Origin of the sequence: Piscibacillus halophilus (assembly GCF_900110685.1) — a bacterium.
Taxonomy (GTDB): domain Bacteria; phylum Bacillota; class Bacilli; order Bacillales; family Alkalibacillaceae; genus Piscibacillus; species Piscibacillus halophilus.
In genome coordinates this window covers 49,260-65,555 of record NZ_FOES01000006.1, presented here as the reverse complement: position 1 = coordinate 65,555, position 16,296 = coordinate 49,260, and the positions used below count along the sequence as shown (strand labels likewise).

The 16,296-nt window shown below is 35.9% G+C and carries 14 protein-coding genes and 1 other annotated feature; of the genes, 2 read left to right on the top strand and 12 right to left on the bottom strand.

Features of this window, described 5'->3' with window-relative positions:
• Nucleotides 1-118: 118 nt before the first annotated feature.
• The 12 genes from serS to dnaA all read right to left on the bottom strand — a co-directional run bounded on the left by serS (nucleotide 119) and on the right by dnaA (nucleotide 15,092).
• Nucleotides 119-1,402, bottom strand: coding sequence for a serine--tRNA ligase (gene serS / locus BMY57_RS04935; protein WP_091772917.1), 1,284 nt, complete (start codon nucleotides 1,400-1,402; stop codon nucleotides 119-121).
• Between the two features lie 47 nt (nucleotides 1,403-1,449).
• Nucleotides 1,450-1,670, bottom strand: a binding site (T-box leader).
• Nucleotides 1,671-1,698: 28 nt separating this feature from the next.
• On the bottom strand, nucleotides 1,699-2,292 hold the full coding sequence (pdxT, locus tag BMY57_RS04930) for a pyridoxal 5'-phosphate synthase glutaminase subunit PdxT (RefSeq protein ID WP_091772916.1): 594 nt from the start codon (nucleotides 2,290-2,292) through the stop codon (nucleotides 1,699-1,701).
• Nucleotides 2,293-2,306: 14 nt separating this feature from the next.
• Nucleotides 2,307-3,191: a pyridoxal 5'-phosphate synthase lyase subunit PdxS gene (gene pdxS, locus BMY57_RS04925; protein WP_091772915.1), complete on the bottom strand. Its 885-nt coding sequence runs from the start codon at nucleotides 3,189-3,191 to the stop codon at nucleotides 2,307-2,309.
• Nucleotides 3,192-3,214: 23 nt separating this feature from the next.
• Nucleotides 3,215-4,540 carry a D-alanyl-D-alanine carboxypeptidase family protein gene (locus tag BMY57_RS04920; protein WP_091772914.1) on the bottom strand — a complete coding sequence of 442 codons (1,326 nt, stop codon included), beginning with the start codon at nucleotides 4,538-4,540 and terminating at the stop codon, nucleotides 3,215-3,217.
• Between the two features lie 206 nt (nucleotides 4,541-4,746).
• Nucleotides 4,747-5,850 carry an HD-GYP domain-containing protein gene (locus BMY57_RS04915; RefSeq protein WP_091772913.1) on the bottom strand — a complete coding sequence of 368 codons (1,104 nt, stop codon included), beginning with the start codon at nucleotides 5,848-5,850 and terminating at the stop codon, nucleotides 4,747-4,749.
• Between the two features lie 81 nt (nucleotides 5,851-5,931).
• The gene (gyrA, locus tag BMY57_RS04910) at nucleotides 5,932-8,397 is read right to left on the bottom strand and encodes a DNA gyrase subunit A (protein WP_439895782.1); all 2,466 of its coding nucleotides are present in this window, start codon (nucleotides 8,395-8,397) and stop codon (nucleotides 5,932-5,934) included.
• Between the two features lie 119 nt (nucleotides 8,398-8,516).
• Nucleotides 8,517-10,436 carry a DNA topoisomerase (ATP-hydrolyzing) subunit B gene (gene gyrB / locus BMY57_RS04905; protein WP_091772977.1) on the bottom strand — a complete coding sequence of 640 codons (1,920 nt, stop codon included), beginning with the start codon at nucleotides 10,434-10,436 and terminating at the stop codon, nucleotides 8,517-8,519.
• A 50-nt stretch (nucleotides 10,437-10,486) separates the two neighbouring features.
• Nucleotides 10,487-10,777: an extracellular matrix regulator RemB gene (gene remB / locus BMY57_RS04900; RefSeq protein ID WP_091772911.1), complete on the bottom strand. Its 291-nt coding sequence runs from the start codon at nucleotides 10,775-10,777 to the stop codon at nucleotides 10,487-10,489.
• Nucleotides 10,778-10,786: 9 nt separating this feature from the next.
• A complete protein-coding gene (gene recF, locus BMY57_RS04895) occupies nucleotides 10,787-11,905 on the bottom strand; it encodes a DNA replication/repair protein RecF (protein WP_091772910.1) in 1,119 nt (372 codons plus the stop codon).
• Nucleotides 11,906-11,941: 36 nt separating this feature from the next.
• Complete coding sequence (gene yaaA / locus BMY57_RS04890) at nucleotides 11,942-12,172, bottom strand: S4 domain-containing protein YaaA (RefSeq protein WP_091772909.1); 231 nt, start codon at nucleotides 12,170-12,172, stop codon at nucleotides 11,942-11,944.
• Nucleotides 12,173-12,428: 256 nt separating this feature from the next.
• On the bottom strand, nucleotides 12,429-13,571 hold the full coding sequence (gene dnaN, locus BMY57_RS04885) for a DNA polymerase III subunit beta (RefSeq protein WP_091772908.1): 1,143 nt from the start codon (nucleotides 13,569-13,571) through the stop codon (nucleotides 12,429-12,431).
• Between the two features lie 174 nt (nucleotides 13,572-13,745).
• The gene (dnaA, locus tag BMY57_RS04880) at nucleotides 13,746-15,092 is read right to left on the bottom strand and encodes a chromosomal replication initiator protein DnaA (protein ID WP_091772907.1); all 1,347 of its coding nucleotides are present in this window, start codon (nucleotides 15,090-15,092) and stop codon (nucleotides 13,746-13,748) included.
• 544 nt (nucleotides 15,093-15,636) lie between these two features.
• On the opposite strand from dnaA, the gene rpmH reads away from it, so the two are divergent.
• The gene (rpmH, locus tag BMY57_RS04875; protein ID WP_091772906.1) at nucleotides 15,637-15,771 is read left to right on the top strand and encodes a 50S ribosomal protein L34; all 135 of its coding nucleotides are present in this window, start codon (nucleotides 15,637-15,639) and stop codon (nucleotides 15,769-15,771) included.
• A gap of 99 nt (nucleotides 15,772-15,870) precedes the next feature.
• Nucleotides 15,871-16,212: a ribonuclease P protein component gene (rnpA, locus tag BMY57_RS04870; protein ID WP_091772976.1), complete on the top strand. Its 342-nt coding sequence runs from the start codon at nucleotides 15,871-15,873 to the stop codon at nucleotides 16,210-16,212.
• Nucleotides 16,213-16,296: the final 84 nt, after the last annotated feature.

Below are 16,296 nucleotides of genomic sequence, written 5' to 3'. Positions count from 1 at the left end.
TTTTTATTTTCTGTCTTTTTAACTTCATAATCCTAAATAAATGGACTGTAACCTTCTATAAATTAATAAAAAAACTGTCCCAAAGACTTTTGGGACAGCACAATAAAATATAGCTTCGTTATTTCTTTGACTCAATTCTCTCTTTATTACCCATGTAAGGACGTAAAACTTCAGGGATCGTGACAGACCCATCCGCTTCCTGATAATTTTCAAGAATAGCCGCTACTGTACGACCAACTGCAAGTCCAGATCCATTTAACGTATGAACAAATTCAGGCTTTCCCTTAGCTTCACGACGGAAGCGAATACCTGCACGTCTTGCTTGGAACGCTTCAAAATTTGAACAAGAAGAAATTTCACGGTAAGTATCATTACTTGGCATCCAAACTTCAATATCGTACTTTTTAGCTGCTGTAAATCCTAAGTCACCAGTACACATGCTCATAACACGATAAGGTAGTTTTAGAAGTTGAAGAATTTTCTCAGCATGTCCTGTTAATTCTTCTAAGGTATCATATGAATCTTCTGGCTTAACGACATGAACTAGTTCGACCTTATTAAACTGATGTTGACGAATTAACCCTCTTGTATCACGACCTGCAGACCCTGCTTCAGAACGGAAATTGGCACTATAAGCAGCGAATTTTTTCGGTAAATCATCCACTGATAAAATTTCATCGCGATGGAAGTTGGTCACAGGCACCTCAGCTGTTGGAATTAAATAATAATCCCAATCTTCTAGTTTAAACACATCTTCTGTAAATTTAGGGAATTGACCCGTCCCTTTTAAGCTTTCACTATTTACGATTTGTGGAGGCATCATTTCTTGATAACCATGTTCATCAACTTGATAATCCATCATAAAGTTTATCAGTGCGCGTTCTAATCTTGCACCTATACCTTTGTAAAATGCGAAACGACTTCCAGTGACTTTAGATGCTCGTTCAAAATCAACGATGTCTAAGTCTGTTGCGACATCCCAGTGAGGTTTTTCTTCAAAATCAAACTCACGAACATCCCCCCATTTACGTATTTCAACATTATCGTCTTCCGTTTCACCAACTGGAGTAGACTCATGAGGGATGTTTGGAATTGATAGCAATAGTTCGTTTAGCTTTTCCTCAACTTCTTTTAATTGATGGTCAATTTCTTTAATTCGATCTCCAACCTCACGCATTTCTTTTATGAGGTGATCCGCATCTTTTTTCTCTTTTTTCAGTTGCGAGATTTCTTTAGATACTTCATTTCGACGAGCTTTTAATTCTTCTGTCTCTTGAATGTATTGTCGTCTTTTTTGATCCCATTCTTGAAAATGATCCAGATCAGTTAAATCTTCGCCACGATGTGTTAGCTTTTCTTTTACTTCATCAAAATTTTGCCTTAAGTACTTTAAATCAAGCATGTTGATCCTCCTTTATGATTAATCCATTAAAAAAACTCGTCCCTGATGAAAGGGACGAGTTATATACCCGCGTTACCACCCTTGTTGAAGAAGCTGACACTTCTTCCAACTCGGAAGCTTTAACGGTGCTTGACCGGGATTAGCCTACTCGAAATCTTTCAGCTAACCTGCTCAGGGATGGATTCATAAACAGCTTATACTGGTTCACAGCGGCCACCAGCTCTCTGAAAAAAGCTTATTTATTACTAGTTCCCATCGATGCATTTCACTATTTGTATTATAATATAACCGTTTTTTTAATGGGCTGCAAGTTTTAACTTATATTTTTTTACCATTTCAATAAAATATTGGACTAAATGATGGTCGTCGGTTAACTCTGGATGAAATGCCGCTGCTAAATAATGCTTTTGTTGGGCAGCGACAATTTTTCCATCATAAGTCGCTAATACTTCTGTATCTTCTTTCACTTCTGCGATATAGGGTGCTCTAATAAAAACCGCTTCAAAATCGTCTGTTACACCTTTAATATTAAGCTTAGTCTCAAAGCTTTCTCGTTGTCTCCCAAAGGCATTGCGGGCGACCACCATATCCATTAATTTTAGATGTGCATCATCTTGACCTTGTATATTGGTTGCTAAAAGTATAAGACCTGCACAGGTTCCAAAAATCGGTTTGCCTGATTGACCAAATTGTTGTAAGGCTTCAAAAAAATCATAACGTTCAATCAAACGTCTCATCGTCGTACTTTCTCCACCAGGTAAAATCAGGCCGTCAACTTCTTGTAATTGTTCTTTCTTTTTGATGATTAACGCTTCATGGCCACAAGCTTCTATTGACTGCTTATGCTCTCTGAAAGCGCCTTGTAAGCCTAATACTCCAATTTTAAGCATGAGTATAACCCTTTCTATTCACTGCGATCTTGCATACGATCAGTATCTGTTAATGTCGACATTTCAATACCTGGCATAGCGGTACCTAACCCTTTAGATAATTTTCCAATTAATTCGTAATCATCATAATGGGTAGTCGCTTCTACAATCGATTTCGCAAATTTCTCAGGTTGATCAGATTTAAAGATTCCTGAACCTACGAATACTCCGTCTGCACCTAATTGCATCATTAAAGCTGCGTCTGCAGGTGTCGCAATTCCACCTGCTGCAAAGTTTACAACAGGGAGACGTCCACTCTCACGAATATCTAATAACACTTCATAAGAAGCACCGTTTTCTTTCGCATAGACCATTAGTTCATCTTCTGCCATATTCGATACTTCTTTGATTTGTTTTTGAACTTCACGCATATGACGAACGGCTTCCACGATATTGCCTGTTCCTGGTTCACCTTTCGTCCGTAACATAGATGCACCTTCACCAATTCGACGAACAGCTTCGCCTAAATTTCGGCATCCACATACAAATGGAACCGTGTAATCACGTTTATTGATGTGGTATAAATCATCTGCTGGTGTTAAAACTTCACTTTCATCAATGTAATCTACACCCATCGCTTCTAATACTCTCGCTTCTACAATATGACCGATACGGGCTTTTGCCATAACAGGAATAGAAACCGCATTCATGACTTCTTCAACAATGGTTGGATCAGCCATACGAGCTACTCCACCAGCAGCACGGATATCTGCTGGCACACGTTCTAACGCCATGACCGCTACTGCCCCTGCTTCTTCTGCAATTTTAGCTTGTTCTGCATTGACAACGTCCATAATAACGCCGCCTTTTTGCATTTCCGCCATGCCTCTTTTAACACGATCAGTACCGATATTACTCATTAAGAAACCCCCTAGAATTTTCTTTAATTAAATAACCCTTTAATGCTTTCAAATAGGTCAACGAAAAAATCTCCTACTGCTTGTAACATTAATACAAACCAGTTAGACTTTTCAACCCCATCCGATGTAACAAGCGGGACAGATACTTCTTCTCCATCAATTAAATGACCAAAATCTTCTTCTCCGTCATATGTTAAAACGACTTTTCCAACCTCAGTACCAGCTTCAAATGGCGCTTCGATTGTACCGTCCTCATTGAGCACGTCTTCATCAAATTCGTACACAACTGAATAATTTTCTTCTTCTCCATCTTTAATGATTTGTTGAAGATCTTCTCCTGCTTCTACTTGTACTGCTTTTTCTTTACCTTTTGCAACAGGTAAAGTTGATTCATCTTCAATTTGATGCCCTGCTTCAATTAAGGTAGCACTTTGAAAATTATTAAATCCATAATCTAATAATTTAGCTGTCTCTGTAAAACGTTTCTCAATACTATTGGTTCTCATAACAACAGAAATCAGGCGTTGTCCATCTCGTTCAGCTGTTCCTGTAAATGTATAACCAGCTAAATCTGTATGTCCTGTTTTAAGGCCATCAAGACCTTCATATGAAAACTGTTTAAAATTTTGACTGTCATGTTCTGGTAACATCCAGTTCCAGTTATCCATGGAATGTCCTTCAAATTTTTTATTCGGAATACTAGAAACATCTAATACTTCAGAGTAATCTTTAATTAAATGATAAGCTAATTTAGCTGTATCACGTGCTGACATTAGATTTTCACCTTCAGGATCTGTTCCTTCAGGATAGTTATCCCCTAATGATCCATTATTAAGACCTGTTGAGTTCACAAACTCATAATCTCTTAAGCCTAATTCCTCTGCTTTGGCGTTCATCATTTTTACAAATTCGCCTTCAGAACCTGCGATTAACTCAGCTAAAGCAATGGTTGTTGCATTATCAGAATAAATTACCATGGCGTCATATAAATCTTTTACAGTATAATCAACATTTTGACGAAGTCCTACACCTGAGAAATTATTATTAGCTGAAATACTATAAGCATAATCACTAATTTCAGTTGTTGTCTCCCAAGTAATATCACCATTATTAATGGCTTCTAATACTAAGTATTCCGTCATCATTTTCGTCATACTAGCAGGTGGTAATGAAATATCTGCTTCTTTAGCAAATAGCACTTCACCGGTTTCAAAATCAACTAAAATAGCTGATTCCGCTTCAACGTCAAACGAACTTGCCTGTGAAGCTAGAGGAGCTATATATAAAGAGCAAAATGCAAAAATAGCTATGATTGTCCATAATTTTAGTGTGTGATAACTTTTTTTCATGTGTGTCTTCCCCCATTAAATTTCTTTTACGTAATCATTATACATGATTTATAGGACGTTCTCATTGGTAATTTAGACAAATTAATTAAAATGCCATAAATGAGTCAGGATTCCTACTAAATCTACTAAAATTTGTTGTTACAACCAGTGTTTTCAACAGTAATAAAAAGGCTATTAACCAAAGGAATCCTTGGTTAATAGCCTTTCTAAGAATTTAAAATTTCCTCAATATATAAGTTTTGATTATGAAGTAAATGAATGATTTCTTCGCTTGATTCTTTTTTTACCATTGGTCGAGTAGGATGTTTATCATCAATAAACACGATTTCACCAATATCGTTATTCGTTAACCTTACTTTAGTTCCGTTTGAAAAATAAACAATAGATTGAACTAGTGCTTCTACCACTTTCATATCTAACTTTCCAAGTTGATCCTTCATCATCTCCTCAATCACTTTAAAAGGAGACTGTTTCTTACGGTAGTTTCTTTCAGAAGTCATAGCATGGAACATATCGCTAACAGCTATAATCTTAGCGTATGGATGTAATTTATCATTATGGATTCCTAATGGATATCCACTACCATCCAAGCGTTCATGATGCTGCAACACAGCCAATTTTATATTTTTACTTAAATAGGGTTCATGTTCAATCATTCTATAAGATAAAATAGGATGATTTTGAATTCTCTCATATTCAGCCTCTGACAACACATCATCTTTTTTATAAACATGGGACCCTTCTTTCACCATACCAGCATCACTTAGAAAAGCTGCTAAGGCTATTTGCATACGTTCTGATTTTTCATATTTAAGTTTATTAGCAATAAAAGCTGAGATGACTGCTATTGCGACCATGTGGTGATAATAATAATTTTGTTTTTCATTATAATGGTGTAATTCAAGAATACTTTTGATCGATTCTTCACCTTTTGCAACTAATGGTGAAATAAGTTGACGTATGTTATTTATATCTAATTGAGGGTGCTTTTCCCAGTTTTCAAACATTAACTTCGTTTCTTTTACAGCATGAACATAATAATCAAAAAATGCGTGACTTGACTGAGAGCGATCTTTAACCATCGTTTCTTCGTTCTCTACTTCATTAGGGTCCACTTCTTTAGCATCATAAGAATCTCCACTTACTAAGCGAGAAGCTACTTCAACATAAGGGACCTGAAAATCATTTAGTACTTTAATATGAATGGGTTCAATAACTGTATTTTTAGGTATAATTGGATAAACGGTTTTCCCCATCACATCTTTAATTAGTAGACAACCTGGAACTAAATCCTGTGGAAGAACTTTCATGTTATTCCCCTCTCCCCAAACTAAAGTTATATAAAGAAAACTCGCCTTAAAGACGAGTTTTCTTGATGCTAAATAACTGTTTTACTCTTCAGTTGTTTCATCTTCATTGGCTGATTCAGTTTCTATGTTCTCTTCGGATTCTTGGATCTCTTCATCTTCTTCAGGCTCTTCTTTTTCAACACGCGCCACGGTTGCAACTTCTTCTTGTTCTCCTAAACGAATCAGTTTAACACCTTGAGTGTTACGTCCTGTTTTTGAAATCGAGTCTGAAGACATTCTAATCAGAACTCCACTGGCCGTCATAAGGATGAGGTCTTCCTCACCTGTTACAGGTTTAACCGCTACAACATGGCCGTTTTTATCACTTAATTTACAAGTAATAATCCCTTTACCACCACGATTTTGAAGACGATACTCATCTTCTGGTGTTCGTTTACCATAACCTTTAGATGTAACCGTTAAGAGGTCAACATTTTTATTGATGATTTCCATCGATACAACTTCGTCACCTTCTTTTAAAGTGATTCCTTTAACACCTGAAGCTGTACGTCCCATCGAGCGAACATCACTCTCATGGAAGCGAATGAGCAATCCATTCTTCGTCGCAATCATCATATCTTTATCGCCATCGGTTAAACGAACAGAAATTAATTCATCATCTTCACGTAAATTAATAGCTCTTAATCCACCGCGTCTTATATTAGCAAAATTCTCTAACGATGTGCGTTTTGATAATCCATTTTTCGTTGTAAAGAAGAGGAACCAATCCGCATCGAACTCCTTGACGCTAATCACAGCATTGACCCACTCGTCCTTTTCAACTTGTAAGACGTTAACGATTGGAATCCCTTTGGCAGTACGGCTAAACTCAGGGATTTCATACCCTTTTGCTCGGTACACTTTACCCTTATTCGTAAAGAATAATAGTGTATCGTGGGTAGAGGTCGAAAGAAGATGTTCGACAAAGTCTTCATCATTCGTACCCATCCCCTGAATACCTCGACCGCCACGGCGTTGTGCACGGTAAGTGGCCGCTGGTAAACGTTTTATATAGCCTCGATGCGTTAAGCTGATAATGACCGTTTCTTCTGGAATTAAGTCTTCATCTTCAATGAAGTCTGTTCCACCAACTGTTATTTCAGTACGGCGTGTATCATTATACCTTTCTTTAATTTCGAGAAGCTCTTCTTTAATAATATCTAAAACTTTTTGTTCGTCTGCTAAAATAGCTTTTAACTCCGCAATTAATTCTTTAACTTCTTTGTAGTCGTTATCTATTTTTTCACGTTCTAAACCAGTTAAACGTTGCAAACGCATATCTAAAATGGCTTGCGCTTGCTTTTCAGATAATCCGAAGCGAGACATTAAGCCGTCACGTGCTTCATCTGTAGTTTGAGATTGGCGAATTAACTCAATGACTTCATCTAAATGATCAAGGGCAATCCTTAAACCTTCTAGAATATGAGCACGAGCTTCAGCTTTTTCAAGGTCATATTTAGTACGTCGAGTAATGATTTCTTTTTGGTGTTCTAAATAATATTCGAGTGTTTGTTTAATATTTAGAACTTGCGGTCTTCCGTTTACAAGAGCTAGCATGTTAATACCAAATGATGTTTGTAGTGATGTTTGTTTATATAAATTATTTAGAACCACATTGGCATTTGCATCACGACGTAATTCAATGACGATTCGTAACCCTTCACGGTCTGATTCGTCACGTAAGTCTGTAATACCTTCTATTTTCTTATCACGTACTAACTCTGCAATCTTCTCAATTAACCTAGCTTTATTAACTTGAAAAGGAATCTCAGTTACAATAATCGTTGTTTTACCATTCGATTTTTCAACAATGTCCGCTTTAGAGCGAATCGTAAGTGATCCTTTACCTGTCTCATAAGCTTGGCGGATACCACTTCTTCCTAAGATCATTCCACCAGTTGGAAAATCCGGACCATGTAAATAATAGGTCATTAAATCTTCTATGCTAATATCAGGATTTTCACTGACAGCTAATACCGCATCAATCACTTCCCCTAATTGATGTGGTGGAATATTAGTAGCCATACCAACCGCAATCCCTGAAGCGCCATTTACTAAAAGGTTCGGGAATTTCGCCGGTAGGACAACAGGTTCTTTCTCAGTGCCATCATAGTTATCATTATAATCTATTGTATTTTTATTAATATCACGAAGCAGTTCCATCGATATTTTCGACATTCTAGCTTCTGTATAACGCATCGCCGCAGCTGAATCACCATCGACAGAACCGAAGTTTCCGTGACCATCTACGAGCATATTACGGAAGTTAAAATCCTGTGCCATACGTACCATTGCTTCGTATACAGCAGAGTCACCGTGTGGGTGATACTTACCGATTACTTCACCAACAATACGTGCTGATTTCTTGTAAGCTTTATCCGCATGCATCCCTAAATCATGCATAGCATATAAAATACGTCTGTGTACAGGTTTTAAACCATCACGAACATCTGGTAGAGCACGTGAAACAATAACACTCATGGCATAATCTAAAAACGAAGTTCGCATTTCCTGGCTAATATTAATTTCTTCTACTTTTGGTCGTTGTTGATCCAACCGTCATTACCTCCCTAAATGGTAATGAGCGCAAAGCATACATTAATCATCATTTGCGCTCTTACCCTAACTTAGATATCTAAATTCTGAACGTATTGTGCATTCTGTTCGATAAAGTCACGTCGCGGTTCAACCTGATCTCCCATGAGCATTTCAAAGATTTCATCCGCATCCATCGCATCTTCTAAGTTAACTTGTAATAATGTTCTAGATTCCGGATTCATCGTTGTTTCCCATAACTGCTCTGGGTTCATCTCACCTAAACCTTTATAACGCTGAATATTTGGCTTCGGTGTAGCTGGAATTTCAGCTAAGATTTTGTCCATTTCTTTATCGTTATAAGCATAATAAATATTTTTACTTTGCTTTATTTGATATAAAGGTGGCTGTGCAATATAGACATATCCGCGCTCAATTAATGGACGCATATAACGGTAGAAGAAAGTTAATAATAACGTACGAATGTGAGCTCCATCGACATCCGCATCTGTCATAATGACAATTTTATGGTAACGAGCTTGCTCAATATCAAAGTCTTCTCCGATTCCTGTACCTAAGGCCGTAATCATCGCACGAATTTCATTATTAGATAAAATTTTATCTAAACGGGCTTTCTCTACGTTAATGATTTTACCTCTTAAAGGAAGGATCGCTTGAAAATGACGATCACGTCCCTGTTTAGCAGAACCTCCTGCAGAGTCACCCTCAACGATGTACATTTCACTAATAGCGGCATCTTTAGAGGCACAGTCGGCTAACTTTCCTGGTAAGCTAGAAACTTCTAAAGCACTTTTACGCCTTGTTACTTCTCGGGCTTTTTTAGCTGCAATTCGTGCTCGTGAAGCCATCAGACCTTTTTCTACAATCTGCTTAGCAATTTTAGGGTTTTCAATTAAGAACGTAGAAAATTTCTCAGAGAAAATTTGATCAGTAATTGTTCTAACTTCACTGTTTCCTAGCTTAGTTTTCGTTTGCCCTTCAAACTGGGGATCAGGATGTTTAACAGATATAATAGCCGTTAACCCCTCACGCACATCATCACCAATTAGGTTAGGGTCATTTTCTTTATATAAGTGATTTTTACGAGCATAATCATTAATCACACGGGTAAGAGCCGTTTTAAACCCACTTTCATGAGTTCCACCTTCTGCAGTGTGAATGTTGTTTGTAAACGAATAAATATTACTAGCAAACCCGTCGTTATACTGAATCGCAAATTCTACTGTAATATCATCTAATTCACTTTCACCATAAATCGGTTCATGTAATGTCTCACGCTTACGATTGAGGTGTTCAACGTATTCAGCAATTCCGCCTTCGTAATAGAAGTTTTCTGGCTCACTGTCTTCACGCTTATCCTCAATTGAAATTTTTAATTGTTTATTTAAATAAGCGAGTTCTCTTGTACGATGTAATAGTTGTTCGTATTCGAATTCTTGTGTTTCGGTGAAAATTTCTGGATCTGGTTTAAACGTTGTTTTGGTACCTGTAAGGTCAGTTTCTCCGATCACTTTTACCTCATCATCAGGAATTCCTCGTCTGTAACTTTGGTAATAAATCTTACCGTCACGATGAACGTACACCTCGCATTTTTCTGATAATGCATTAACAACTGAAGCCCCAACACCGTGCAATCCACCAGACACTTTATAAGTTCCGCTATCAAACTTACCGCCTGCGTGTAACACCGTCATAATGACTTCCAATGCTGGTTTGCCAGCTTTCTTATGCAAATCAACAGGAATTCCACGTCCATCATCTATTACGGTTATACTATTATCTTTTTCAATGATGATTTGAATATGATCACAGTAACCAGCTAATGCTTCATCAATACTGTTATCTACAATCTCCCAAACCAAATGGTGAAGACCTCTTCCACTCGTAGAACCGATATACATTCCCGGGCGTTTACGAACGGCTTCTAAACCTTCTAATACTTGTATCTGACTTGCACCATAATCGGTTTGTTCGTTTAAATTTTCTTCCATCGCCATGTTCTCACCTTCATTTTTTATTGAATTACTAGTATCGATCCTGACTAATCCTCAAGCTCATACGTATCTGTAATATCTTCCACCTTATCTAACTTGTAAGCTAGCTGAGCACGTCGATTTAACGTTGATACTGATAACGAACTAAAATATATATGATTAACGGTAATGACAATGGACTTAGCTTCTTCGTAAGAACTATCCGAGACATTACCTTTTTCTCGCTGCTTAAAAATCATCTCTTCAATAATCGATGAGGAGTGAAATAAATTATAATCAATTATAGAAACCACATCTTCAGATTGAATGACGTTCTCATCACCAATATGTATAAACATCGTTCATCCTCACCTTTCCTCAACTAAATAACCATTATGAATTGTAAATATTTCAGCTTGACTAATGGTATCATGGGCTATGCCATCTACACTTGTCGTTGTCACAAACGTCTGGACTTTCCCTTGAATGGTATTAAGTAAATGAGATTGTCTATAATCATCCAGCTCACTTAACACATCATCCAATAGAAGAATAGGATATTCTCCTACTTCTTCATAAATTAATTCAATTTCTGCTAGTTTAAGGGATAAAGCTGTTGTACGCTGCTGCCCCTGTGATCCAAATGTTTGTACATTTTTGTCGTTGACATAAAAAATTAAATCGTCTCGATGAGGTCCAACTAATGTTGTCCCTCTCTCGATTTCTTTCGATTCTATTTTGTTAAAATATTCCTCTAAAACTATTTTTATTTTTTCCGAATCCATATCTTCTGATACATCAACACTAGCATCGTAGTCAATATTTAACTGTTCATACCCTCTACTAATTCCTTCGTGAATAGGTTGAGCCCAATTACGGAGCTTTTGCAAAAATAAAAAACGCCTTTCTAGAATGATGGATGCATGATCAATCAATTGATCTGTATAAACTCTTAACATTGTAGGGTCAGCCTGTGGTTGACGTTGTAACTCTTTAAGTAAGGCGTTTCGCTCTTTTAATATTCGTTGATATTGACCTAAATGATAGATATAGATCGGCTGAGTTTGCCCAATTTCCATATCGAAAAACTTCCGCCGTTCTGAAGGGCTCCCTTTAACTAAATTAAGATCCTCTGGAGCGAACATCACGACATTCATCGCTCCAATGTATTCGCTCAGTCGTTTTTGTTCGATATGATTGAATTTAGCTTTTTTTCCTTTGTTTGAAAAAATCACTTCTAGAGGGAAGCTCTGATTCCGTTTAAAAACCCTTCCTTCTATTTTACCATACTCTGCATCCCATTGAATTAATTCTTTGTCTCTTGGTGTCCGATGAGATTTTGTAAAAGCTAATACATAGATCGCTTCCATTAGATTCGTTTTCCCTTGGGCATTTTCTCCAATAATGACATTAATTTTTTTGTCGAAGGAAACCGATAATTGATCGTAATTTCGGTAATGGGTAAGTGTAATTTCTTCGATATACATGAAGTGACTCCTCTGGATTTTCAACTTTACTACGTATTAATCATTAGATGTTGTTTGTCCAACTTGAAAAGTGCCGACACTCTCAATTTCGACAATGTCATTAACTTTAAGCTTTCGACCACGTCGATCATCTAATTCTCCGTTTACATACACATCAAATTCTTTAAGAAAAACTTTTGCCATACCGCCAGAATCAATGATATTTGCTAATTTTAAGAACTGTCCAAGTGTGATGTGATCGGTATCTATTTCGATAATTTCAGGCATTTTGTCACCTTCTTTTCCAACTTTCCGTCATATGTTTATTTTACTAAATTATTATCTTTAAGAAAAGCACCAGTAGACAAAGAACAGGACAGGGAAAGACTGAACCATCCTTTAGTTTTACCAATTGAAAAACTGATAATCATATACGTGTAACTTCACATGAACTTATCCACAAAAAGAAAAACTGAACGATGACTAAATCGATCGTTCAGTTCTTTTTTATTAACAATTTGGGTGAGCTAGTTGTTTATTAATTTTAATACGTTCTTACTGGAGTGATTAATTGTAAAATTTGTTCATCATCTTCTTCAGGGCGAATCACGAATGGACGCATTGCACCAGTAAAGTTAATCGATACTTGATCTGAATCAATAGCTTTTAATGCATCAATCATATATTTTGCATTAAACGAAATCTTTAAGTCTTCACCTTCGATAGAGTCCGTTTCTAATGTTTCCTCTACTTGTCCAACTTCTGGTGAGTGACTTGTAATCTGTAAAGTATTTTGACCTTTTGTAACTAGTTTAACGATATTATTACGATTATCTTTAGCTAAAAGACTAGCACGATCAATAGATTCAATTAATTCTTTTGAATCTACTTTGACGACTGTTTTGCTTTGATTTGGGATTAAGCGGGATGTTTCTGGATAATTCCCATCTAATAAACGAGATAAGAAGTATAAGTTCTTAGTTCTAAATAAAATTTGATTATCAGTCACACTTACTTGAATGGTTTCTTGTGTTTCATCTAGGATCTTGTTTAATTCACTTAAACTTTTACCTGGGATGACCACATTATTAAAGGTTAACTGTTCAGAGTCGTTCATCGTAATTTTTCTAGATGCTAGTCGGTGTGAATCGGTTGCGACTAATTCTAATAAGTCATTTTCTAGTTTTAAATGCACTCCGGTTAAAATGGGTCTTGTTTCAGAAACGGATACGGCAAAGTTCGTTTGGCGGATTAGCATTTTTAATAAATCGATTTGTAAGTCAAAACTATTATCCGTTTGTAAAACTGGAAGTTGTGGATATTCTTCAGCATCTTGACCGTTCAATTTAAATTCAGCATGTCCAGATTTGATTTGTAGATTTAGATCACTATCTACATTGATTTCGACTTGATGATCAGGTAGTTTACGAATAATCTCTGGTAAAAACTTAGCTTGAACAACAATTTGTCCTGGAACCATTTCATGGATATTAACAATTCCATCTTCTTCAACTGGAATGATGGATTCGATCGTAATATCTGAGTTACTTCCTGTTAATTTGACTCCTTGATCATTAGCCTCCAATTTAATTCCAGATAAAATGGGAATAGTCGTTTTTGAAGAAATAGCTTTCATGACATTTTGAATACTGTTCATTAACGGTTCACGTTCTATTAATATTTTCATAATGCCCTCCTAAAAACGGTAGTCATATATTTATTTATGTTTTATAAAATATCGTAATAATAGTAATAGGTCCTGTGAATTTGTGAATAACTCTATTTAACTTTCGTTTGCCAAGTTATTCACATGTGGATAAGCTGTTTATAAATGTGTACAACTTATCTACATGTTCACAACTTAATGAGATTTGATGGTTTCAATTAATTCATCAATTTCACGTTGAAGTTGTAAATCATTCGACATCATTTTAGAAATTTTTTCATGTGCGTGAATCACAGTAGTATGATCACGTCCTCCAAATTCCTCACCGATCTTAGGTAATGAGAAATCGGTTAACTCACGTGATAAATACATCGCAATTTGTCTTGGAAAAGCGATTGATTTAGTACGTTTCTTGGCTGCGAAATCTTCTATACGAACATGGTACTTTTCACCAATAACTTCTTGAATTCCCTTTATCGTAATTTCTTTAGGCTTACTATTTGGAATAATATCTTTTAAGGCATTAGCTGCTAAAGCCGCATCAATATCTTCATTAACTAAAGAAGAATAAGCGACTACTCTAATCAAGGCTCCTTCTAGTTCACGAATGTTGGTGTCGATTTGATTAGCGATATAAAGCATGACTTCATTAGGGATATCTAATCCATCGGCTTTTGCTTTTTTTCTAAGGATTGCAATACGAGTTTCTAAATCTGGTGGTGTAATATCTGTAATTAGGCCCCATTCAAAGCGAGAACGCAGTCGATCTTCTAAAGTTGGAATTTCTTTTGGTGGTCGATCACTGGATATGACAATTTGTTTGTTTTCCTCATGTAATGTATTAAACGTATGGAAAAATTCTTCTTGAGTTTGTTCTTTACCAGCTAAAAATTGAATATCATCTATTAACAGCACGTCTACATTACGATATTTGTTACGGAAGTCAATCGCTTTATTATCACGAATTGAATTAATAAACTCATTCGTAAATTTTTCAGAAGTTGTATAGACCACACTGGCAGAAGGATTATGCTCAAGAACATAATGGCCAATTGCATGCATTAAGTGTGTTTTACCTAAGCCAACTCCACCATAGATGAATAGGGGATTGTAGGCTTTTGCTGGTGCTTCTGCTACTGCTAGAGATGCAGCATGAGCAAAACGGTTTCCAGAACCAATGACGAATGTTTCAAACGTATATTTCGAGTTAAGCATCGTTTTAGAAGATTGGTGATCATTTTTTAATTGGTTCATTTTTTTAACCGGTTGTTTAAGAGGTTCATCCAGATCTTCTGTTTCTGGAATGATGAATTTAGGTTGTAATTCAGCTCCAGTAATGTCGTAAATTGTAGAAGAGATTAATTTAGAATAGCTGTTTTCTAGCCAATCTCTCGCAAATTCATTTGGAGCTGCGATAATAATTTGATCATTTTCTATATATTTAGCCTCAGTTGATTTCAACCAAGTATCAAAGCTAGGTTTACTGACTTTTTTCTCTATCTCAGCCAAAGCCTTTGTCCATATTTCAGATATATTCTCCAACTAGTTCACTCCCTTAGTTCTAAACTCCCTTTAGAGGCCAAAATAAAAAAACACACATGTGGATAATGATAGGCAGAGCTATCAAGGTATATGTACAAATATCGACAAAATCCACAAATATGTGCATAACAAGTTAAACAGGATGTGATTAACTATCCACAAACTATTCACAACCTGTGGAAAAACATATTAAGCAAAACCACTTATCCACTTGTTGAACAACATTATCATAGCAGAAAATGACTTTTAATTCAATGGTTTGAAAAACTTATCCACACCTGTAACAAAGCTGTATAAAAATATTGTCCACAAGTGTAGAATTTGTGGGTTATTTGTCGAAAAGGTGTGTGGATAATTAATAATCAAAAAGTAAGTGTTCATGAGGGTTGTGGATAAAAATATGTCTTGTGTTATAATGGAGTTTGGATTACAATGAAATATGCGTTGCTGATTTGACAACAAAGGTAACATTTTATATACTAATTTGGACTGTTTTTTGAAGGAATGAAAGACAACGTGTATAGATCTTCAGGAGGTGTTAATAATGAAACGCACATACCAACCAAATAAACGTAAAAGAAATAAAGTTCACGGATTCCGTGCTAGAATGAAAACGAAAAATGGACGTAATGTTCTAGCTCGTCGTCGTAAAAAAGGAAGAAAGAAACTTTCTGCTTAGGCCACTGAAACCATATCAGTGGTCTTTTTTCACTTTATAGATTCAATAAAGTTGTGTAATCCTATTGATATAGCTCGTAGAAGAATGGATGAAATGGTTATGAAGAAAGAATATCGAATTAAAAAGAATGAAGAGTTTCAAAAAATACTCACACATGGTCATTCATTTGCGAATCGTCAACTGGTTCTATATTTTTATGAAAAAAAGGACCAAGCTCACTTTCGTGTTGGCTTATCCGTTGGGAAAAAGATCGGGAATGCCGTTAAAAGAAATGAAGTGAAGCGATATTTAAGACATGCATTAATTGAATTAGAAGATGAAATTAAGCCGAATTTTGATTTAATTATTATTGCTAGAAAACCAACAAGTGATATGGGTTTTTTTGAAATAAAAAAGAGTTTAAGTCATGTTTTAAAACGATCTAACATGTTTCGTCAATAAATGATTGAATTTCTTATGGTAAAAGATATAGAAGAAGTGCTAAAATACTTAATAGAGTTTAATAAACCTTACAAACCATTATAA

Excerpts from the sequence above, each read along its gene's own strand:
- serS (WP_091772917.1), bottom strand. The coding sequence starts at position 1,402 with ATGCTTGATTTAAAGTACTTAAGGCAAAATTTTGATGAAGTAAAAGAA.
- pdxT (WP_091772916.1), bottom strand. The coding sequence starts at position 2,292 with ATGCTTAAAATTGGAGTATTAGGCTTACAAGGCGCTTTCAGAGAGCAT.
- pdxS (WP_091772915.1), bottom strand. The coding sequence starts at position 3,191 with ATGAGTAATATCGGTACTGATCGTGTTAAAAGAGGCATGGCGGAAATG.
- BMY57_RS04920 (WP_091772914.1), bottom strand. The coding sequence starts at position 4,540 with ATGAAAAAAAGTTATCACACACTAAAATTATGGACAATCATAGCTATT.
- BMY57_RS04915 (WP_091772913.1), bottom strand. The coding sequence starts at position 5,850 with ATGAAAGTTCTTCCACAGGATTTAGTTCCAGGTTGTCTACTAATTAAA.
- gyrA (WP_439895782.1), bottom strand. The coding sequence starts at position 8,397 with ATGCGAACTTCGTTTTTAGATTATGCCATGAGTGTTATTGTTTCACGT.
- gyrB (WP_091772977.1), bottom strand. The coding sequence starts at position 10,436 with ATGGAAGAAAATTTAAACGAACAAACCGATTATGGTGCAAGTCAGATA.
- remB (WP_091772911.1), bottom strand. The coding sequence starts at position 10,777 with ATGTTTATACATATTGGTGATGAGAACGTCATTCAATCTGAAGATGTG.
- recF (WP_091772910.1), bottom strand. The coding sequence starts at position 11,905 with ATGTATATCGAAGAAATTACACTTACCCATTACCGAAATTACGATCAA.
- yaaA (WP_091772909.1), bottom strand. The coding sequence starts at position 12,172 with ATGCCTGAAATTATCGAAATAGATACCGATCACATCACACTTGGACAG.
- dnaN (WP_091772908.1), bottom strand. The coding sequence starts at position 13,571 with ATGAAAATATTAATAGAACGTGAACCGTTAATGAACAGTATTCAAAAT.
- rpmH (WP_091772906.1), top strand. The coding sequence starts at position 15,637 with ATGAAACGCACATACCAACCAAATAAACGTAAAAGAAATAAAGTTCAC.
- rnpA (WP_091772976.1), top strand. The coding sequence starts at position 15,871 with ATGAAGAAAGAATATCGAATTAAAAAGAATGAAGAGTTTCAAAAAATA.